The organism is Burkholderia sp. CpTa8-5 (genome assembly GCF_017815045.1).
Classification (GTDB): domain Bacteria; phylum Pseudomonadota; class Gammaproteobacteria; order Burkholderiales; family Burkholderiaceae; genus Burkholderia; species Burkholderia sola.
This window is the reverse complement of the sequence record NZ_JAGIQD010000015.1, coordinates 1-18,485: the sequence shown is the minus strand read 5'-3', so window position 1 is coordinate 18,485 and position 18,485 is coordinate 1. Positions and strand designations below refer to the sequence as shown.

Here is an 18,485-nt window from a genome sequence, read left to right as displayed (position 1 = left end):
CTAATGCACGCTTTTCCGATTCTCAGTACCGCGATCTGGCTGCCGATCGTTTTCGGCCTCCTCGTGCTGGCGGTGGGTAACGACAAAAATCCGGGGACGGCCCGCTGGGTCGCGCTGATCGGCGCGCTGCTCGGCCTCGCGGTCACGATCCCGCTGATCACGGGCTTCGACTCGAACACGGCTGCGCTGCAGTTCGTCGAGAAGTCGACCTGGATCGAACGCTTCGACATTGCGTATCACCTCGGCGTCGACGGCATCTCGATGTGGTTCGTCGTGCTGACCGCGCTGATCACGGTGATCGTCGTGATCGCCGCGTGGGAGGTGATCACCGAGAACGTCGCGCAGTACCTCGCGGCGTTCCTGATCCTGTCCGGGATCATGATCGGCGTGTTCTCGGCGGCCGACGGCCTGCTGTTCTACGTGTTCTTCGAGGCGACCCTGATCCCGATGTACATCATCATCGGCGTGTGGGGCGGCCCGAACCGCGTGTACGCGGCGTTCAAGTTCTTCCTGTACACGCTGGCCGGCTCGCTGCTGATGCTGGTCGCGCTGATCTACCTGTACACGCAGACGCATTCGTTCGACCTCGCGACGTGGCAGAACGCGAAGATCGCGATGACGCCGCAGATCCTGCTGTTCATTGCGTTCTTCCTCGCATTCGCGGTGAAGGTGCCGATGTGGCCGGTGCACACGTGGCTGCCGGATGCGCACGTGGAAGCGCCGACGGGCGGCTCGGTCGTGCTGGCCGCGATCATGCTGAAGCTCGGCGCATACGGTTTCCTGCGTTTCTCGCTGCCGATCACGCCTGACGCGAGCCACTTCCTGGCGCCGGTCGTGATCACGCTGTCGCTGATCGCGGTGATCTACATCGGCCTCGTCGCGATGGTGCAGGCCGACATGAAGAAGCTGGTCGCGTATTCGTCGATCGCGCACATGGGCTTCGTCACGCTCGGCTTCTTCATCTTCAACCAGCTCGGCGTCGAAGGCGCGATCATCCAGATGATCTCGCACGGCTTCGTGTCGGGCGCAATGTTCCTGTGCATCGGCGTGCTGTACGACCGCGTGCACTCGCGCCAGATCGCCGATTACGGCGGCGTCGTGAACGTGATGCCGAAGTTCGCGGCATTCGCGATGCTGTTCTCGATGGCCAACTGCGGCCTGCCGGGTACGTCGGGTTTCGTCGGCGAGTTCATGGTGATTCTCGCGGCCGTCCAGTACAACTTCTGGATCGCCTTCGGTGCGGCATTCACGCTGATCCTCGGCGCGGCCTACACGCTGTGGATGTACAAGCGCGTGTACTTCGGGGCCGTCGCGAACGATCACGTCGCCAAGCTGAAGGACATCGGCCGTCGCGAATTCCTGATGCTGGCCGTGCTTGCCGCGTTCACGCTGCTGATGGGCCTGTATCCGAAGCCTTTCACCGACGTGATGCACGTTTCCGTCGAAAACCTCCTCTCCCACGTCGCGCAGTCGAAGCTGCCGCTGGCCCAGTAATCGCGAGCGGAGGAACTCAAGATCATGCAAAACGCCCCTATGAATGTCCTGTTGCCTGACGCGCTGGTGCTGGCCGCCATCGTCGTCGCCTGGCTGAACGACACCTTTACCGGTGCGTCCGGCCGCCGCCTGACCTATCTGATCGCGGTCGTCTCGTCGGTCGTCGCCGGCGTGTGGTTCTCGGTCCAGGCGCTCGACCCGCAGCAGTACTACTTCTTCTCGAAGATGGTCGTCGTCGACTCGTTCGCGAGCACGATGAAGGCCGTCGTGTCGTTCGGTTTCGCGGTGTCGCTCGTCTATTCGCGCAAGTACCTCGAAGACCGCGACATGTTCCGCGGCGACGTGTTCCTGCTTGGCATGTTCTCGCTGCTCGGTCAGCTGGTCATGGTGTCGGGCAACAACTTCCTGACGCTGTACCTCGGCCTCGAACTGATGTCGCTGTCGCTGTACGCGGTCATCGCGCTGCGCCGCGATGCTGCCCAGTCGAGCGAAGCCGCGATGAAGTACTACGTGCTGGGCGCGCTCGCGTCGGGCTTCGTGCTGTACGGCATCTCGATGCTCTACGGCGCGACCGGCTCGCTCGAGCTCGGCGAGGTGTACAAGGCGGTCGGCGGCAACACCGACGCGGCCGTGCTGATGTTCGGCGTGGTCTTCATCGTCGCCGGTATCGCGTTCAAGCTGGGCGCCGTGCCGTTCCACATGTGGGTGCCGGACGTCTACCAGGGCGCACCGACCGCGATGACGCTGTTTGTCGGCGGCGGCCCGAAGGTTGCCGCGTTCGCATGGGGCCTGCGCTTCCTGGTGATGGGCCTGCTGCCGCTCGCGCAGAACTGGCAGACCGCGCTCGTGATCCTCGCCGCGCTGTCGCTGATCGTCGGCAACATCACCGGTATCGTCCAGCGCAACATCAAGCGGATGCTCGCGTACTCGGCGATCTCGAACATGGGCTTCGTGCTGCTCGGCCTGCTCGCCGGCATCGTGAAGGGCGACGCGGCGGCACCGGCGAACGCGTACAGCTCGGCGATGTTCTACGCGATCGTCTACCTGATCACGACGCTCGGCTCGTTCGGCGTGGTGATGCTGCTCGCGCGCCGCGATTTCGAAGCGGAAACGATCGACGACTTCAAGGGCCTCAACAAGCGCAGCCCGGTGTTCGCGTTCGTGATGATGGTCATGATGTTCTCGCTGGCCGGCATCCCGCCGACCGTCGGCTTCTACGCGAAGCTCGCCGTGCTCGAGGCGACCGTCAACGCGGGCCTCACGTGGCTGGCCGTGCTGGCCGTGATCACGTCGCTGTTCGGCGCGTTCTACTACCTGCGCATCGTGAAGCTGATGTACTTCGATGCCCCGCAGGATTCGACGCCGATCTCGGGCGATTTCTGCAAGCGCACGATCCTCGTGCTGAACGGCCTGGCCGTCGTCGTGCTCGGTCTGATCCCGAGCCCGCTGCTGACCGCCTGCCTGCAGGCCATCCGTCACACGCTGCCGCTGTAATGTCGGCAGCCGGCTGGTTCATCGTGCTGTTGGCGCTCGTCTGCGCCAACCTGCCGTTCCTGAATCAACGCCTCTTCGCCGTCGTGCCGTTCGGCGCGACGAAGAAGAACGCGTGGGTGCGGATCGGCGAGCTGATCGTACTGTACTTCGTCGTCGGCGCGCTCGGCTTCTGGCTCGAGTCGCGCGCCGGCAACCGCTTCGAACAGGGCTGGCAGTTTTACGCGATCACGTTCAGTCTCTTCGTCGTGTTCGCGTTTCCCGGCTTCACGTTCCAGTATCTCGTCAAACGACGCTGACGGCTTCGGCCGTCCGTCGTGCTCATTCAGGAGCCGCCGATGGCCGAACTACCCAATCACGACGCCGCACTGACCGAAACCTGCCTCGAAAGCGAGGCGATCTTCGAAGGCGCGTTCCTCAAGCTCAAGCGCGACACCGTCCGTCTGCCGGACGGCAAGAAGGCCACGCGCGAATACGTGCAACACCCGGGCGCGGTGATGGTGATCCCGCTGTTCGACGACGGCCGCGTGCTGATGGAGAGCCAGTTCCGCTATCCGATCGGCAAGGTGATGGCCGAATTTCCGGCCGGCAAGCTCGACCCGAACGAAGGCGCGCTCGCGTGTGCGGCGCGCGAACTGCGCGAGGAAACCGGCTACACGGCGCGCGAATACGTGTTCCTGGCCCGTATTCACCCGATCATTTCCTATTCGACCGAATTCATCGACTTGTACCTCGCGCGCGGGCTCACGGCCGGCGAGCGCAAGCTCGACGAAGGCGAATTCCTCGAAACCTTCACCGCGACGCTGGCCGACCTGCAGGAATGGGTGCGCACGGGCCAGATCTCCGACGTGAAGACGATCATCGGCACGATGTGGCTCGACAAGGTGCTGTCCGGCGCGTGGCCGCTCGGGCCGGTCGTCACGCCCTGAGCACGGCGTCAGCGGCGGGCGGGGCGCCGCGTTACAATCCGGTGACGCGGTGCGTTCGTGCCGCGCGATCGGGATTTAGCACGACCGTTCACAAAACCGCTTTTTGCGCTACACTCGTCACACGCCCTGATTCAGCATGAAGGTCCTCGATTTACAGTGTCCGCACGGTCATCGGTTCGAAGGCTGGTTCGCTTCCGCCGATGAATTCGAAGCGCAGTTGTCCCGCAAGCTGGTCGAATGCCCGGTGTGCGGAACGACGGAGATCAACCGGATGCCGTCGGCGCCGCGCCTGAACCTGTCGGGCGCGACGCAGCCGCAGCCGGCCGATCCGCGTGCGCTGCAGGCGCAGGTGATGCGCGCGCTGCGCGAGGTGCTGGAGAAGACCGAGAACGTGGGCGAGCGCTTCGCCGAGGAAGCGCGGCGCATCCATTACAACGAGGCGCCCGCACGCAGCATTCGCGGCGTCACGACGCCGGAGGATGCGCAGTCCTTGGTCGAAGAAGGCATCGACGTGATGCCGCTGCCGATTCCTGCCGCGCTGAAAGAACCGCTGCAATGACGTACGCAGTGTGTCCTTGGCCGGGCCGGACGGCCGCGGACAGGAGACACTGCGCATGGATCTGGACTATTCCCCCGCCGACGACGCGTTCCGCGCCGACGTCCGCGCCTGGCTCGAGGCCAACCTGCCTCACGCACTGCGCGCCAAGGTACTCGATCACAAACGACTCGACCGCGAGGATTTCGCGAGCTGGCACCGGATTCTCGGCCAGCGCGGCTGGTCCGCGCCCGCCTGGCCGGTCGAATACGGCGGCCCGGGCTGGAACGCGACGCAGCGGCACATCTGGGACGAGGAGTGCGCACGGATCGGTGCGCCCACCGTGCTGCCGTTCGGGGTGTCGATGGTCGCGCCGGTCCTGATGAAATACGGCAGCGAAGCGCAGAAGCGCCACTATCTGCCGCGTATTCTCGACGGCTCGGACTGGTGGTGCCAAGGTTATTCGGAGCCGGGTTCCGGGTCCGACCTCGCGTCGCTGCGCACGCGCGCCGAGCGCCACGGCGATCACTACGTCGTCAACGGCCAGAAGACCTGGACCACGCTCGGCCAGTATGCCGACATGATGTTCTGCCTCGTGCGCACCGATCCGGCCGCGAAGAAGCAGGAAGGCATCTCGTTCCTGCTGATCGACATGAAGACGCCCGGCATCACGGTGCGCCCGATCGTGATGCTCGACGAGGACCACGAGGTCAACGAGGTGTTCTTCGAGGACGTGAAGGTGCCGGTCGAGAACCTCGTCGGCGACGAGAACCGCGGCTGGACCTACGCGAAATACCTGCTGGGCCACGAGCGCACCGGCATCGCGCGCGTCGGCGCGTCGAAGCGGGAGCTCGCGTTCCTGAAGCGCGTCGCATCGAACCAGCGCAAGAACGGCAAGCCGTTGCTCGCCGATCCCGTGTTCGCCGCGAAGGTCGCGGCGCTCGAAGTCGAGTTGATGGCGCTGGAGGTGACGGTGCTGCGCGTCGTCAGCCGCGAGACGAGCGGCAAGGGGCCCGGCCCCGAGGCGTCGATGCTGAAGATCAAGGGCACCGAGGTGCAGCAGGCGCTCACCGAGCTGATGGTCGAAGCGATCGGTCCGCTGGCCGCACCGTTCGACGTGCCGTTCCTCGATGGCGAGCGCGAACACAGCATCGCCGGCGACGACGATGCGGCGCCGCTCGCCGCGTACTACTTCAATTACCGGAAGACGTCGATCTACGGCGGGTCGAACGAGATCCAGAAGAACATCATCGCGCAGATGATTCTGGGGCTGTGATCAGGGAACGGAGACAACCATGGATTTCAGCTTTACCGATGAGCAGCAGCAGTTCGCCGACGCGCTGCGCCGGTATCTTGGCGAGCAATACGGCTTCGACGCGCGCCAGGCGATCGTGCGTAGCGATACCGGCGTGTCGGATGCGCAGTGGAGCGCATTCACCGAACTGGGCTTGACCGCGTTGCCCGTGCCGGACGCACAGGGCGGTTTCGGCGGCGGCCCGGTCGACATGCTGGTCGTGATGCAGGAGCTCGGCCGTGCGCTCGTGATCGAGCCGTACTGGGCCACGGCGGTTGGCGTCGAGGCGTTGCGGATCGCCGGCTCCGGCGCGGGCGACGATGCCGCGCTGCTGGAGGCGGTCGCGCAGGGGCACAAGCGCGTGGCGGTCGCGTTCCACGAACCGCACGCGCGCTACGACCTGTACGAGCTCGACACGCACGCGCGCGGGCAGGGCGGCACGTACCGGCTGACCGGTACCAAGTCGGTCGTTCAGCACGGCGCCCAGGCGCACGCGTGGATCGTGCCTGCGCGGGTCGACGGCGGCGGCCTCGGCCTCTTCGTCGTCGAACGCGATGCGGCCAATGCGAAGGTGGTCGACTACCGGACCATCGACGGCCAGCGCGCCGCGACGATCATGTTCAACGAAACGCCGGCCCGATTGCTGACGGGTGGGGCGCGCGACGCGGCGGCGCTCGAGCAGATCGCCGATTACGCGACCTTCCTGCTGTGCGCGGAAGCGGTCGGCGCGCTCGACGAACTGAATCGCGCGACGGTCGAATACACGAAGACGCGCGAGCAGTTCGGCGTGCCGATCGCGCGTTTTCAGGCGCTGCAGCACCGGATGGTCGACATGCTGATCCATGCGGAGCAGGCGCGTTCGCTGACCTATCTCGCGGCGGTCCGCTACGCGAACGGCGATGCCGATGCGCGGCGCAAGGCCGTGTCGGCCGCGAAGGCGCGGGTCGGCGCGGCCGCGCGCTTCGTCGGCCAGCAGGCGGTCCAGCTGCACGGCGGCATGGGCGTGACCAACGAGGTGGCCGCCGCGCATTTGTTCAAGCGGCTGTCGATCATCGAGACGACGCTCGGCGATACCGATCATCACCTCGCCCGCATCGCGGCGCTGCCCGATTTCGCGCAGACCGACGTAGCATGACGGTGACGCGCGAGCGCGCCAGACAAGGAGACTTATCAGTGGGCATCAGTTACGAAGACCTGGTGGTCGGCAGTACCACCGAAGTGGGCCGCTACACGTTCGAGGCCGACGACATCAAGACGTTCGCGAAGCGCTACGATCCGCAGCCGTTCCATGTCGACGAGGAAGCGGGGAAGGCGTCGCATTTCGGCGGGCTCGTCGCGAGCGGCTGGCATACGTGCTCGGTATTCATGAGCCTGCTGGTCCAGAAGCTCGGGCCGGATTCGACCAGCATGGGCTCGCCGGGCATCGATTCGATCCGCTGGCTGAAGCCGGTGCGCGCCGGCGACACGATCACGATGTACCAGAAGGTGCACGACAAACGCGTGTCGGAGAGCAAGCCCGATCGCGGCATCGTGTCGACGGAATGGATCGGCGTGAACGAAGCCGGCGAGACGGTGATCTCCGTGCACACCAAGGTGATTTTCGGGCTGCGCCATCCGGGGGGCGCGAACTCATGACCGACGTGCCCTTGCCGCTGATCGCATCGGCGCAGGCGCTGCAGGCGCGGGTCGGCGCGGAGCCGCTCGCGAGCGGCTGGATCGAGATCGACCAGCCGCGCGTCGACGGTTTTGCCGACGCGACCGGCGATCATCAATGGATTCACGTCGACCCCGAACGCGCGCGACGCGAGTCGCCGTTCGGCGGGCCGATCGCGCACGGGTTCCTGACGCTGTCGCTGATTCCTGCGTTGATGACCGACGCGATGCGCTTCGAGCAGAAGATGGGCGTGAACTATGGGCTGAACCGCGTGCGGTTCCTGAAGCCGGTGCCGGTCGGGGCGCGCGTGCGTGCGCTGTTCGCGGTAAAGGAAACCGCCGACGCCGCGCGCGGCGGCATCCAGGTAACGTGGTCGGTATCGATGCAGGTCGAGCGCCCCGACGCGCCGCTGCCGGTATGCGCGGCGGAGTTCGTCACGCTGCATTACTTCTGAAGCACGGAGCGGCATGCGCGGATGCCGCTCCGCTCGTTACACGCTCGTCAGTGCTTCGCGTATTGCGTTGCGCCGAACAGCACCTCGCGTGCCTTGTCGTCCTGCAGCGCCTTGCGCATCGACGCGAGCACCTCGACGCCGCGCTGCACGGCCGGTCGCGCGGCGATCGCCTCGTGCCAGCGCTTCACGTTCGGCAGTTCATCGAGCACGATGCCCTGGTTTTGCCACGAGCGCGTCCACGGGAACGACGCAATGTCCGCGATCGTGTACGTGTCGCCTGCGAGATACTCGGATTCGCCGAGCCGCTTTTCCATCACGTTGTACAGGCGCTTCGCTTCGTTCGTGTAGCGGTTGACCGCATACTCGATCTTCTCCGGCGCATACAGCCGGAAGTGGTGCGCCTGCCCGAGCATCGGGCCGACGCCGCCCATCTGGAACATCAGCCACTCGAGCGTCGCATAGCGCGCGGCCGGCTCGGTCGGCAGGAACTTGCCGGTCTTCTCCGCGAGGTAGATCAGGATCGCGCCCGATTCGAACAGCGAGATCGGCTGGCCGCCGGGGCCGTCCGGATCGACGATCGCGGGGATTTTGTTGTTCGGGCTGATCTTCAGGAATTCGGGCTTGAACTGGTCGCCGGCACCGATATCGACCGGATGCGCACGATACGCGAGGCCGGTTTCCTCGAGCATGATGTGTACCTTGTGGCCGTTCGGGGTCGCCCAGCTATAGACGTCGATCATCGTCAACTCCTGTGTGGCATGCGCGAAAACGGCGCCGGCGGCACCGCGACAGGCGGTCATTAGAGCATGGATCGACACGGGCTGCTGGCGACGGAAACGCGCGTGCCGACGGGCATGCGCGGCCGCACGGGAGAGCGCCGCGGGCGTTGCGCGCGGCGCATCGGATGGACGTCGCGGCGTAGCGTCGGTTCGAAGGCCGACGCGGCGGATCAGCGCTTGTAGCGCGGCTGGCGCTTCTCGAGAAAGGCGGTGATGCCTTCGAGCCCGTCCGCATGATGCAGCGACGCGACGAAATGATCGCGCTCGGTGCCGAGATGCGCGTCCAGCGGTTGCGCGGTCGCGTCGTCGAGCAGCGACTTGATGCGCGTGAGCGCATTCGGCGAGATGCCGGCGAGCGCGTCGGCCCATGCCAGTGCGTCGCTCAGTGCCGTGCCGGGCGCGGTGAGCCGGTTGACGACGCCGAGCGCATGCAGGCGTTCGGCGGCAACCGGCTTGCCTTCGAAGAGGATTTCGGCCGCGATCGCACGCGGCAGTGCGCGGGCGAGAAACCACGAGCCGCCGCCGTCGGGCGTCAGGCCCACGCGCGCATACGACATCACGAATTTCGCATCGTGTGCGGCGACGATCAGGTCGCACGCGAGCGCGAGCGAGAAGCCCGCGCCGGCCGCGGCGCCTTCGACGGCCGCGATCACCGGCTTCGTCGACGCGCGGATCGCCGTGACCCATGCCGCGAGCTGATCGATGCTGTCGGCCTGGAAGGACGGATCCTTCGAGCGATTCTCGAGCAGCCGGTTCAGGTTGCCGCCTGCGCAGAAGAAGCGATCGGCGCCGGTCAGCACGACGGCGCGAATCGCCGGATCGCGCTCGGCGGTGGCGAGCGCTTCGATGCCGGCCGCGTACATGTCGGGATGCAGCGCGTTGCGCGCGCCGGGATTGGACAGCGTGAGGACGAGCGTCGATTCGCTCTCGGGCGGACGCGAGGCCAGCAGTTCAGCACTCATGCGAGCGTGTCTCCATCGGATGGCGCGGCGGTGACGCCGCGTGTGTCGCGCGGACGGGCGAAGCCGACGCCGCAGCGGAGGTAATGTCGTCGTGACGAACGCACAACTTGCTTTAGACTAGCACGGACGTGCTTTTTAGCGCGATGAATCCCGATGCGGCCGGCGTCGATGCGGCCGCGCTTCAGCAAGGAAGGAGACCCTGATGCTACAGCTGTGCGGTATTCCGTTGTCCAACTACTACAACAAGGTGAAGTTCGTCCTGCTCGAGCACGACATTCCATTCGAGGAACGGGTGTGCGGTTTGCCGATCAGCGATCCGGCGCAGCTTGCCGATTCGCCGCTCGGCAAGATTCCGTTCCTGAAGACCGAAGAGGGCGCGCTGTTCGAGTCGCAGGCGATCATCGAATACCTGGCGGCGCGCTATCCCGAGAAAGGCATTTTCCCCGCAAGCCCGTTCGCTGCGGCGAAGGTGCGCGAACTTGTCGAGACGCTCGAGCTGTATCTCGAATGGATGGCGCGCGAGGTGTACACGGAAGCGTTTTTCGGCGGCAAGGTGAGCGACGGGATGAAGGCGCACGTCGAGAAGCGCCTGCCGCGCGCGATTGATGCATTCAAGCAGATGACGCGCTTTTCGCCGCATGTGCTCGGCGACTCGTTCGGCCTCGCGGACATGGCCGCGTGGGTTCATCTGCCGGTCGTCGGGATGGCGACGAAGGCCGTCTTCGGGCGCGACTTCCTGCTCGATGCAGGCATCGACTGGAAGGCGCACGCAAAGACGGTCGGTGAACGCCCGGCCGCGCAACGCGTGGCAGCCGAGCGCAAGGCGTATGTCGAAGCGGCGAACGTCGTGCGTTCGTAAGCGTGTCTGACGGGCGGCGCGTGGCCGCCCCTGCCGGGCTTACAGGCGGGCGAGCCGTTCGAGCGCGGATGCGAGCGTGCTTTCCTGCTTCGCGAAGCAGAAGCGCACGACGCCCGATTCGTGCGGCTCATGATAGAACGCCGACACCGGAATGGCCGCCACGCCGATCTCCGACGTGAGCCACTTCGAGAATTCCGCTTCGGGCAGGTCGCTGATCGCCGAGTAATCGACGCACTGGAAGTACGTGCCCGTGCACGGCAGCAGCTTGAAGCGCGTGCGCTCGAGGCCGGCCCGGAAGAAGTCGCGCTTCTTCTGATAGAAGCCCGCGAGCGACAGGTACGGCGCCGGGTCGCGCAGGTAGTCGGCGAGCCCGATCTGCATCGGCGTGTTCACCGTGAACACGTTGAACTGGTGGACCTTGCGGAATTCCGCGGTCAGCGCCGCCGGCGCCGCGACGTAACCGACCTTCCAGCCCGTCACGTGATAGGTCTTGCCGAAGCTCGACACGATGAAGCTGCGCGCGGCGAGCTCCGGGTAGCGCGCGACGCTCTCATGGCGCGCGCCGTCGTAGACCATGTGTTCATAGACCTCGTCGGACAGGATCAGCACGTTGGTGCCGCGCACGATGTCCTCGAGCTTGCGCATGTCGGCCTCGCGCCACACGGTGCCCGTCGGGTTGTGCGGCGTGTTGAGCAGGATCATCCGCGTTCGCGGCGTGATCGCGGCCGCGAGACGGTCGAACGGGATCGTGTAGTCGGGTGCGTCCAGCGTGACGAACACGGGTTTGCCGCCGGCAAGCTCGATCGACGGCAGGTAGCTGTCGTAGGTCGGCTCGACGACGATCACTTCGTCGCCCGGATGCACCGCGCAGAGGATCGCCGTCAGCAGCGCCTGCGTCGCGCCGGCCGTCACGGTGATTTCGGTGCCCGGATCGTAGCGTCGGCCGTACACCTGCGCGATCTTGTCGGCGATCGCGTCGCGCAGCGGCGCGACGCCGGCCATCGGCGGGTACTGGTTGTGTCCGTTGCGCATCGCGGTGGCGACCGCATCGACGATGCGCGGATCGCAATCGAAATCCGGGAAGCCCTGGCCGAGGTTCACCGCGCCTTTTTCGGTGGCAAGCGCGCTCATGACCGTGAAGATCGTCGTGCCGACGTTCGGCAGGCGCGACGGGAAAACGGGAGTCGTTGGCATATCTGAAGGAGCGTTCATCGAGACGGTCGAATTCGGGTGTGAGGCGTCAGGCCGGCGTCGCCGTGGCGTCGAGCGCGCAGGCTTCCACGAACGGCGCGGGTTGCGCGATCCGGAAACCGAAGTCGCGTGCGGTGCGTTTCGCGAGCTTCAGCAGCGCGCGGTCTTTCGACACGAGCCAGTCGGCCTGTGCGGCGCGGGCGAGTTCGAGAAATTTCTGGTCGTCGCGGTCCTTGCACTTCGGCAGCGGCGGCGCGTCGGCGTCGACGGGCGACGGTTCGACGAGGCTCGCGAGCCGGGCGACCGTCGCGAGCGCGGCAGCCTTGTCGATCGCGCGCGACTGGAACTGCGGATAGTCGAGCACGTATTCGAGCTCGGTCAGGCAGCGGCCGTCGATTACGGCGGCCAGCGTGCCGCGCTCCAGCGCGGCCCGGATTGGGCGCGTAGCGGGGTCGTCGAATACGAGGATGTCGATCCAGACGTTCGAGTCGAGCACGACGCGGTGGGCGGCATGCGGGGCGAGAGAGCGGGGCATTCGTTACAATCGGTGGTTTTCGTCTGACCGCAAGGCACGGCGTGCCAGCGAGCCTCTATGATAATCGTTCTCTCTCCCGCCAAATCCCTCGACTACGAGACGCCCGCGCACGTCCAGTCTTACACGAAGCCTGCATTCGTCGACGACGCGTCGGAGCTGATCGCCGGCCTGCGCAAGCTGTCGCCGCAGGACATCGCGGCGCTGATGGATATCTCCGACCCGCTCGCGCGCCTGAACTTCCAGCGCTACGCCGATTGGTCGCCGACCTTCACGCCGGCCAACGCGAAGCAGGCCGTGCTGGCGTTCAACGGCGACGTCTACGAGGGTTTCGACGCGAAATCGCTGTCGCCGACCGATCTCGACTATGCGCAGCAGCACGTGCGCGTGCTGTCGGGCCTGTACGGGCTGTTGCGTCCGCTCGACCTGCTGCAGCCGTACCGGCTCGAGATGGGCACGCGTTTCGCGAACGCGCGTGGCAAGGATCTGTATGCGTTTTGGGGCGACCGCATCACGCGGGCGCTGAACGAGCAGCTCGAGACGCGCAGCGGCGCGGCGCGCGTGCTCGTCAACTGCGCGTCGACCGAATACTTCAAGTCGGTCAAGCCGAAGCTGCTGGCCGCGCCGGTCATCACGCCGGTATTCGAGGACTGGAAGGGCGGCCGCTACAAGATCATCAGCTTCCATGCGAAACGCGCGCGTGGCCTGATGGCGCGTTTTGTCGTCGAGAACCGTATCACCGACCCGAAGGCGCTGAAGGCATTCGCGACCGAAGGCTATGCGTTCGATGCGGCGGCGTCGAACGATTCGACTTACGTATATCGCCGACGCATCGGCGAGTGACCCAGCCGGCCGTTCACGAGACGGCCGGCGCATGCATTGGGGCCGGACAGGCGGTACGCTGCCCGATTCGGTCGACCGCTTTGCATGGGACCAGCGTAAGCGCTGAAGCGCTAACGCTGGTCGACAAAGGAGATAGACAGATGGCCGTTTCGATCACCAGTAATTTCGACGCAGGCGCAATCGACGTCGTGTCGTGCGATAGCCCCGACGCAATCCGGCTGCGCGTGCGTGGCGACAATCGCTCGGAATTCGCGCAATGGTTTTACTACCGTTTGACGGGGGCGCGCGGCGAGCGATGCGTGATGACGTTCGAGAACGCAGCCGAATGCGCGTATCCGTCGGGCTGGCGCAACTACCACGCGGTAGCGAGCTATGACCGCGTCGACTGGTTCCGGGTGCCGACGACATTCGACGGCAAGACGATGACCATCGACCATACGCCGGAATTCGATAGCATCTACTACGCGTATTTCGAACCGTATTCCGAAGAGCGTCACGCGGCGTTTCTCGGCGCGGTCCAGCAGTTGCCGCAGGCGAGGGTCGCCGAGCTCGGCCGCACGGTCGAAGGCCGTCCGATGTCGCTGCTGACGCTCGGCACGCCGGAAACCGATGGTGCGCCGAAGAAGAAGGTGTGGATCATCGCGCGCCAGCATCCGGGCGAATCGATGGCCGAGTGGTTCGTCGAAGGCCTGGTCAAGCGGCTGGCCGGATGGGGCGACTGGGCGGGCGACCCGGTTGCGCGCAAGCTCTACGATCGCGTGACGTTCCACATCGTCCCGAACATGAACCCGGACGGCAGCGTGCACGGTAACCTGCGCACCAATGCGGCCGGTGCGAACCTGAACCGCGAGTGGATGGCGCCCGATGCCGAGCGCAGCCCCGAAGTGCTGGCCGTGCGCGATGCGATCCACGCGATCGGCTGCGACATGTTCTTCGACATTCACGGCGACGAGGATTTGCCGTACGTGTTCGTCGCCGGCTCGGAGATGCTGCCGAGCTTCACCGAGCAGCAGCGCAAGGAGCAGACCGCGTTCATCGACGCGTTCAAGGTCGCCAGCCCCGACTTCCAGACCGAGCATGGCTACGCGGCGAGCAAGTACAAGGAAGACGCGCTGAAGCTCGCGTCCAAGTACATCGGCCACCAGTTCGGCTGCCTGTCGCTGACGCTCGAAATGCCGTTCAAGGACAATGCGAACCTGCCCGACGAGCGCGTCGGCTGGAACGGCGAGCGTAGCGCGGCGCTCGGCGCGGCGATGCTGGCCGCGATCCTCGTGCACGTCGACACGTTCGCGTAAGCGCAGCCGTCGTCGCATGAAAAAGGCCGGCGCATCTTGCGATGCACCGGCCTTTTTTGATGCTGTCGTCGCCGCTCCGCCGTATCAGGACTTCTTCGCGGTTTTTTTCTTCACGGCTTTCTTCTGGCCGCCTGATTTCTTCGTCGCGACGGCCTTCTTGCCGCCGGTGCGGCCCGATGCCTTCGCCTTGGCTTTGCCGCGGTGCGACTTGCCCTTGAACTTCTTCGTCGAAGACGACGAGCGCTCGACGCGCGGCTTCAGCGGCGGAACCGGATCGTTCCAGCTGAACGCGAGCATTTGCTGACCGACATAGCCGCAACGGAATTTCAGCGGCGTCGGGTCGCTGCCGTCGCTATGGATGCCGAGCCCGTCGACGGTGATGATGTTGTCGACTTTCACACGCTGCTTGCCCTGGTCGAACGAGTCGTTCCACGGCGTGATCGTCGCGTTGCCGCCGTCGAATGCGTTCGGCGCGAAGTCGACGCGATCGAACGCCGTCGACGTGCTGGCGATGAAGCTGCCGTGCGCCGCACAATCGGCGGCGAGCGGATCGGCATGCATCTCGTTGACGAATTTGTTGATCAGTTCGGAACGCTGGTCGAGCAGGTCGGCGAATACCGGTGCGGGAAGCGCAAGCGACAGGCCCGCGATACAGGCTGCCAGCTTGCCGAGCGCCCGGAAAATCCGGAGCGAGGCAGGTGAGCTGTCCATCTGGTTATTGGTGAGGAGCGAAGAAGACGTCGGGCACGTATAGATGCCCGATGAAGAACAGGAGTTCAATCTTAGCGTAAAAAAGTTGTGCGGCAGTAGGTGACGTATTCGGCGCGCGCGGCGGAATGGCCGCCGATACGCGTGTGCGCTCGTCCGATGCGGAGGAAATTCAGGCGCGCGGGCCGCCGAGGCGGTAGCGGCGGACGTCGAAGGTCGTGACCCACGCGGGGCGATAGACGGCGATGAGGGCCGTTGCCATGCCGGTGAACCAGGCCTCGCCGAGCGCGAGCAACGCGGTGTTCAGCAGATAGCCGGCCGGAATCACGACGGGCACGCCGTCCGCGAGCGCGAGCTGGACACCGGCCGCCGCCGCGGCGACCGCGACGATCGCGATGGCGGGCGACAGGAAGCCCTGCCCGGTGATGAACGACGCGAGGTTGTGCGGCAGCCACGCGAGTGCGGCGCGTTGCAGCAACGCCGACACGCCGACAGGCAGCGCACCGTAGATCAGATAGGTCAGGCCGATGCCTTGCCACGGCGCGTCGAAGATGACCGCGGCAATCGCCGTGACGGCGCCCATCGCGACCAGTGCGAGCGTCCAGTCGAACAGCGTGACGAGCAACGTCGCGCCGAGCAGATGCATGACGATGCCATCTTCGAGCCATGCGTTCGAGGCCCACAGGACCGCGATCGCTGTGACGAGCGCGAGCCACACGTGCTGAAGCGTGGCGTCTTGCAGGCGTACGAAGGGGCGATTCCAGATCGCGAGCGCGAGCAGGGCCACGGCGGCGATCCAGCCACCGATGCCAACCCAGAGCGGAAGCGGTGTGAAAAGAAAACCCATGCGTCCATATTACTCGTTGAGCATCAAAGGTGGGAGCCTGCACATGCCCGACCGTCGCAATATCGAGACTGTTTGCCTAGCGTCCGCGCCTGAACCGTGCCGGTGGCTCGGCGGCGAGTGGCAGGTCCTGCGTGCCGGTATTCGCGGTGGGTAACGGGTACGGACGGTCATGCCGTTGTGTACGCAGCGGAGCCGGGCCGTGTTCCCCGATGACCGGTTTACGGGCGCGGTTCCGGTTCGCCAGCAGCACCTCGAGATGGGGCGACAGCCAGCCGTTGTAGATCGCGACCGCGGCGGCGCGGTTTGCGGCGCCGAGCTGCTGGAAGATGCTCGCGAGGTGGATCTTCACGGTGCCTTCGCTGATGCCGAGCGTACGCGCGATCATCTTGTTCGTGCTGCCCATGTGGACGAACCGCATGATCTGCGCTTGCCGCGGCGACAAGAGGCCGCTCGGCGGGCGCCGCGGCAGGGAGCCGGCGAGCGTCTGGAAATGGGCGTCGTGGCGGGCCGTCGCCGTTGCCGTGGACGGCAGCAGGCTGAGAGCGATCGGCGGAATGTAGTGGCCGCCCAGCAGCACGATCTCGAGCGCCCGCACGATCAGGTGCGGCCGCGTGGAATGCGGGATCACGCCTGCGACGCCGTAATTGAAGAAGCGCTGGATCGCTTCGGGCGAGATGTCGTCGACCAGGACGGCGACCGGGGTCGGCGAGCACGCGTTGCCGAGTGCCTGAAGCTCGCTGATCCGGCCCACGTCCAGCCAGTCGATCGCGACGAGGTCGAAACGCTGGGTGCGCAGCAGCCGGCGTGCCTGGAAACCGTCAGGCGCATCGTTGATGCTGGCGTGCCGGTCGATCTGCCGCAACAGGGTCTTCAGTCCGTCACGCCGTTCGGCGTCTGAGTTAAGTACCAAGAACCGCATATTCAACCTCCGTGAAGTGAGTCATTGACTGCCGTCGGGGATAAGCTGGCCCCGATAATGACAAAGACCTTACACGATGTCTGCTTGGCTGAAAGGCTTAGGAAAAGTTCGAAATTTCGAGCGACCGGGCATCGGATATGAAAAAAGCCGCTTCGGCAGGGAACCGAAAGCGGCTTTGGGGCGGGCAGGCCGTCTGGGCCTGCGGTGCGGGTCAGTGGAAGTGCGGCTGGGCGGGCGACGCGTCTTCCGGCATTTCCGCATGGACAATTTCGCCGAGCGGATCGGCGTAAAGCGGCACGCCGCAGTCGTCGCAGTATTCGGGTTCGAAGCGGCCCGCGTGCCGCCGGACGTCGGTTACGCCGCATTCCTTCAGCAGGCTCACGATTTCCTCGAGCGGTCCTTCGATCGGCGCTTCGCCTTCGAGCGTCGCGTTGTCGACCGAGATGTCGCCGTTTTCACGGCCGTAGAGCGGCCACACGACACCGTAGATCACGTCGTTGCTCGCACGTCGCGTGAAGCCGACGCGATACTCGTCGATACGGCGTTCGCCGAAGCCGGCGACCACCGCGCGCAGCTCTTGCGGCGTTGCACCAAGTGTGTCGAATAGATAACGAATGGCCGTTCGGACGGTATGCGGACGGACGCGTTCGTCCGCATCGCGACAAGCCGAGTAGTACGCGTCCGGAAGCAGGCATTCGAACTCGCAGCCGGGCAGCGCGATCGACAGGTTCGGGCCGCCTTGGGCCGTCCATTGTTCGAGGCACTGGCCGCGCTCGATCCGGCTGCCGTTTTCTTCTTCTTGCCAGCGGAACAGCGGCGCGCCGGCCGGCGCGGCGACGACCGCCAGCAGGAAGCGCGGATCGGCGAGGATCGGCGAAGTTTCCGGCAGGTCGCCGAAGCTCAGCTTCGGGGCGTGCTGGCCGATTGCCGCGTGGGCGAGTTGCTGGGCCAGCCGGTAGGTTTCGACATGGTGCCGCGGCAACTGGTCGATGCTGTAGAGGAACGGTGCGAGGCCGACGAGGGTGCCGTTCGCGAGCACGTGCGCTTGCAGATGCGTTCGCAGCGCGTCGGCAACGTCGCCCTTGAGCGGGCCCGACGGAATCATGTAGCGCGTCCAGGCGAGGACCGGGACGGCGACCAGCAGCGCATCGTATGGTTGGCCGTCGTGCTCGATCACCATCGACTCGCTGTGCGTCTCGGCCATGTCGGCGAGCGCGCCGTAGGCGTCGGGATGATTCTGCTGAAGATGGTCGAGCGCGGCGTCGAGCGTAGTCTGATTGCCGTTGCGGACGATCTTGGCGAGCAGCGTATCGAGCTTCGCTTCCCAGAAGCGATCCTCGATGCGGCTGCCCGACGCGAAGAGCGCAAGTGACAGACCGACCAGTTTGTCGGCATCGGGGGGGAGGCGTTTGGCGATTCGCTGGCGCATATTAAAGACGTATATAGAAAGAGGCGAAGAACCTCACATTCTAGTCCGTTCTTTGCACCATAAGCGGTCTCGTGGCCAAGCATGGCCGGACGGCCGAATTGCGGCCTGTGTAAAAAAGTTTCTGCGAAACCCCTTGCGCTCACGACCTGAGCTGCATAGAATCACGCCTCTTTCGCGCTAACGGAAACGCGGTGCGGGAGGAAGGGAAGCGGTGCTGTTGGGGTTCGGTCGTAGCGAGCCTTGGCGGTACAGGAAGTTGAGCCCCGCAGT

General features: G+C 65.4%; 20 protein-coding genes. 12 read left to right on the top strand and 8 right to left on the bottom strand.

What is annotated here, in order from left to right:
* The first annotated feature begins 3 nt into the window (after positions 1 to 3).
* From J8I35_RS22045 to J8I35_RS22005, 9 genes are all read left to right on the top strand, one after another.
* A complete protein-coding gene (locus J8I35_RS22045; RefSeq protein ID WP_209926894.1) occupies positions 4 to 1,494 on the top strand; it encodes an NADH-quinone oxidoreductase subunit M in 1,491 nt (496 codons plus the stop codon).
* Between the two features lie 39 nt (positions 1,495 to 1,533).
* The gene (gene nuoN, locus J8I35_RS22040) at positions 1,534 to 2,988 is read left to right on the top strand and encodes an NADH-quinone oxidoreductase subunit NuoN (protein ID WP_175886159.1); all 1,455 of its coding nucleotides are present in this window, start codon (positions 1,534 to 1,536) and stop codon (positions 2,986 to 2,988) included.
* Entirely contained in the window at positions 2,988 to 3,284 is a 297-nt protein-coding gene (locus J8I35_RS22035; RefSeq protein WP_006478276.1) for a DUF2818 family protein, read from the top strand. Before nuoN ends, J8I35_RS22035 begins: the two co-directional genes overlap by 1 nt.
* Before the next feature lie 39 nt (positions 3,285 to 3,323).
* On the top strand, positions 3,324 to 3,914 hold the full coding sequence (locus J8I35_RS22030; protein ID WP_124554868.1) for an NUDIX hydrolase: 591 nt from the start codon (positions 3,324 to 3,326) through the stop codon (positions 3,912 to 3,914).
* Between the two features lie 136 nt (positions 3,915 to 4,050).
* Positions 4,051 to 4,473 carry a DUF1178 family protein gene (locus tag J8I35_RS22025; RefSeq protein WP_050016483.1) on the top strand — a complete coding sequence of 141 codons (423 nt, stop codon included), beginning with the start codon at positions 4,051 to 4,053 and terminating at the stop codon, positions 4,471 to 4,473.
* A 55-nt stretch (positions 4,474 to 4,528) separates the two neighbouring features.
* Positions 4,529 to 5,725 (top strand): acyl-CoA dehydrogenase family protein, encoded by a 1,197-nt coding sequence (locus J8I35_RS22020; protein WP_059781350.1) that lies wholly within the window; start codon positions 4,529 to 4,531, stop codon positions 5,723 to 5,725.
* Positions 5,726 to 5,744: 19 nt separating this feature from the next.
* Positions 5,745 to 6,878 carry an acyl-CoA dehydrogenase family protein gene (locus J8I35_RS22015; protein ID WP_124631403.1) on the top strand — a complete coding sequence of 378 codons (1,134 nt, stop codon included), beginning with the start codon at positions 5,745 to 5,747 and terminating at the stop codon, positions 6,876 to 6,878.
* A gap of 38 nt (positions 6,879 to 6,916) precedes the next feature.
* Positions 6,917 to 7,378, top strand: a complete 462-nt coding sequence (locus J8I35_RS22010) for a MaoC family dehydratase (protein ID WP_050016488.1) — start codon at positions 6,917 to 6,919, stop codon at positions 7,376 to 7,378.
* A complete protein-coding gene (locus J8I35_RS22005) occupies positions 7,375 to 7,851 on the top strand; it encodes a MaoC family dehydratase (RefSeq protein ID WP_209926892.1) in 477 nt (158 codons plus the stop codon). Before J8I35_RS22010 ends, J8I35_RS22005 begins: the two co-directional genes overlap by 4 nt.
* Positions 7,852 to 7,898: 47 nt before the next feature.
* On the opposite strand, the gene J8I35_RS22000 is transcribed toward J8I35_RS22005, so the two are convergent.
* Positions 7,899 to 8,591: a glutathione binding-like protein gene (locus tag J8I35_RS22000; protein WP_209926891.1), complete on the bottom strand. Its 693-nt coding sequence runs from the start codon at positions 8,589 to 8,591 to the stop codon at positions 7,899 to 7,901.
* 209 nt (positions 8,592 to 8,800) lie between these two features.
* Complete coding sequence (locus J8I35_RS21995; protein WP_124554871.1) at positions 8,801 to 9,592, bottom strand: enoyl-CoA hydratase; 792 nt, start codon at positions 9,590 to 9,592, stop codon at positions 8,801 to 8,803.
* 202 nt (positions 9,593 to 9,794) lie between these two features.
* Here J8I35_RS21995 and J8I35_RS21990 point away from each other — a divergent pair, with 202 nt between their 5' ends.
* Positions 9,795 to 10,451, top strand: coding sequence for a glutathione S-transferase (locus J8I35_RS21990; protein ID WP_124631404.1), 657 nt, complete (start codon positions 9,795 to 9,797; stop codon positions 10,449 to 10,451).
* 39 nt (positions 10,452 to 10,490) lie between these two features.
* Here J8I35_RS21990 and J8I35_RS21985 read toward each other — a convergent pair whose 3' ends face one another.
* Together J8I35_RS21985 and J8I35_RS21980 are read right to left on the bottom strand one after the other, a co-directional pair.
* Positions 10,491 to 11,663: a pyridoxal phosphate-dependent aminotransferase gene (locus J8I35_RS21985; protein ID WP_209926890.1), complete on the bottom strand. Its 1,173-nt coding sequence runs from the start codon at positions 11,661 to 11,663 to the stop codon at positions 10,491 to 10,493.
* A gap of 28 nt (positions 11,664 to 11,691) precedes the next feature.
* Complete coding sequence (locus J8I35_RS21980) at positions 11,692 to 12,177, bottom strand: putative toxin-antitoxin system toxin component, PIN family (RefSeq protein WP_089488677.1); 486 nt, start codon at positions 12,175 to 12,177, stop codon at positions 11,692 to 11,694.
* A 57-nt stretch (positions 12,178 to 12,234) separates the two neighbouring features.
* On the opposite strand from J8I35_RS21980, the gene yaaA reads away from it, so the two are divergent.
* Entirely contained in the window at positions 12,235 to 13,017 is a 783-nt protein-coding gene (yaaA, locus tag J8I35_RS21975) for a peroxide stress protein YaaA (protein WP_089488676.1), read from the top strand.
* A gap of 140 nt (positions 13,018 to 13,157) precedes the next feature.
* Positions 13,158 to 14,312 (top strand): M14-type cytosolic carboxypeptidase, encoded by a 1,155-nt coding sequence (locus J8I35_RS21970; RefSeq protein ID WP_124554874.1) that lies wholly within the window; start codon positions 13,158 to 13,160, stop codon positions 14,310 to 14,312.
* Between the two features lie 84 nt (positions 14,313 to 14,396).
* Here J8I35_RS21970 and J8I35_RS21965 read toward each other — a convergent pair whose 3' ends face one another.
* The 4 genes from J8I35_RS21965 to J8I35_RS21950 form a co-directional block, all read right to left on the bottom strand.
* Positions 14,397 to 15,023 (bottom strand): hypothetical protein, encoded by a 627-nt coding sequence (locus tag J8I35_RS21965; protein ID WP_209926889.1) that lies wholly within the window; start codon positions 15,021 to 15,023, stop codon positions 14,397 to 14,399.
* Positions 15,024 to 15,192: 169 nt separating this feature from the next.
* Complete coding sequence (locus J8I35_RS21960) at positions 15,193 to 15,867, bottom strand: energy-coupling factor ABC transporter permease (RefSeq protein WP_050016504.1); 675 nt, start codon at positions 15,865 to 15,867, stop codon at positions 15,193 to 15,195.
* A 76-nt stretch (positions 15,868 to 15,943) separates the two neighbouring features.
* Entirely contained in the window at positions 15,944 to 16,786 is an 843-nt protein-coding gene (locus J8I35_RS21955; protein ID WP_050016506.1) for a response regulator transcription factor, read from the bottom strand.
* 211 nt (positions 16,787 to 16,997) lie between these two features.
* Entirely contained in the window at positions 16,998 to 18,215 is a 1,218-nt protein-coding gene (locus J8I35_RS21950; RefSeq protein ID WP_209926888.1) for a DUF2863 family protein, read from the bottom strand.
* Positions 18,216 to 18,485: the final 270 nt, after the last annotated feature.

Bases quoted from the DNA above. Each gene is read 5' to 3' on its own strand.
- J8I35_RS22045 (WP_209926894.1), top strand. From the start codon at position 4: ATGCACGCTTTTCCGATTCTCAGTACCGCGATCTGGCTGCCGATCGTT.
- nuoN (WP_175886159.1), top strand. From the start codon at position 1,534: ATGAATGTCCTGTTGCCTGACGCGCTGGTGCTGGCCGCCATCGTCGTC.
- J8I35_RS22035 (WP_006478276.1), top strand. From the start codon at position 2,988: ATGTCGGCAGCCGGCTGGTTCATCGTGCTGTTGGCGCTCGTCTGCGCC.
- J8I35_RS22030 (WP_124554868.1), top strand. From the start codon at position 3,324: ATGGCCGAACTACCCAATCACGACGCCGCACTGACCGAAACCTGCCTC.
- J8I35_RS22025 (WP_050016483.1), top strand. From the start codon at position 4,051: ATGAAGGTCCTCGATTTACAGTGTCCGCACGGTCATCGGTTCGAAGGC.
- J8I35_RS22020 (WP_059781350.1), top strand. From the start codon at position 4,529: ATGGATCTGGACTATTCCCCCGCCGACGACGCGTTCCGCGCCGACGTC.
- J8I35_RS22015 (WP_124631403.1), top strand. From the start codon at position 5,745: ATGGATTTCAGCTTTACCGATGAGCAGCAGCAGTTCGCCGACGCGCTG.
- J8I35_RS22005 (WP_209926892.1), top strand. From the start codon at position 7,375: ATGACCGACGTGCCCTTGCCGCTGATCGCATCGGCGCAGGCGCTGCAG.
- J8I35_RS22000 (WP_209926891.1), bottom strand. From the start codon at position 8,591: ATGATCGACGTCTATAGCTGGGCGACCCCGAACGGCCACAAGGTACAC.
- J8I35_RS21995 (WP_124554871.1), bottom strand. From the start codon at position 9,592: ATGAGTGCTGAACTGCTGGCCTCGCGTCCGCCCGAGAGCGAATCGACG.
- J8I35_RS21990 (WP_124631404.1), top strand. From the start codon at position 9,795: ATGCTACAGCTGTGCGGTATTCCGTTGTCCAACTACTACAACAAGGTG.
- J8I35_RS21985 (WP_209926890.1), bottom strand. From the start codon at position 11,663: ATGAACGCTCCTTCAGATATGCCAACGACTCCCGTTTTCCCGTCGCGC.
- J8I35_RS21980 (WP_089488677.1), bottom strand. From the start codon at position 12,177: ATGCCCCGCTCTCTCGCCCCGCATGCCGCCCACCGCGTCGTGCTCGAC.
- yaaA (WP_089488676.1), top strand. From the start codon at position 12,235: ATGATAATCGTTCTCTCTCCCGCCAAATCCCTCGACTACGAGACGCCC.
- J8I35_RS21970 (WP_124554874.1), top strand. From the start codon at position 13,158: ATGGCCGTTTCGATCACCAGTAATTTCGACGCAGGCGCAATCGACGTC.
- J8I35_RS21965 (WP_209926889.1), bottom strand. From the start codon at position 15,023: ATGGACAGCTCACCTGCCTCGCTCCGGATTTTCCGGGCGCTCGGCAAG.
- J8I35_RS21960 (WP_050016504.1), bottom strand. From the start codon at position 15,867: ATGGGTTTTCTTTTCACACCGCTTCCGCTCTGGGTTGGCATCGGTGGC.
- J8I35_RS21955 (WP_050016506.1), bottom strand. From the start codon at position 16,786: ATGCGGTTCTTGGTACTTAACTCAGACGCCGAACGGCGTGACGGACTG.
- J8I35_RS21950 (WP_209926888.1), bottom strand. From the start codon at position 18,215: ATGCGCCAGCGAATCGCCAAACGCCTCCCCCCCGATGCCGACAAACTG.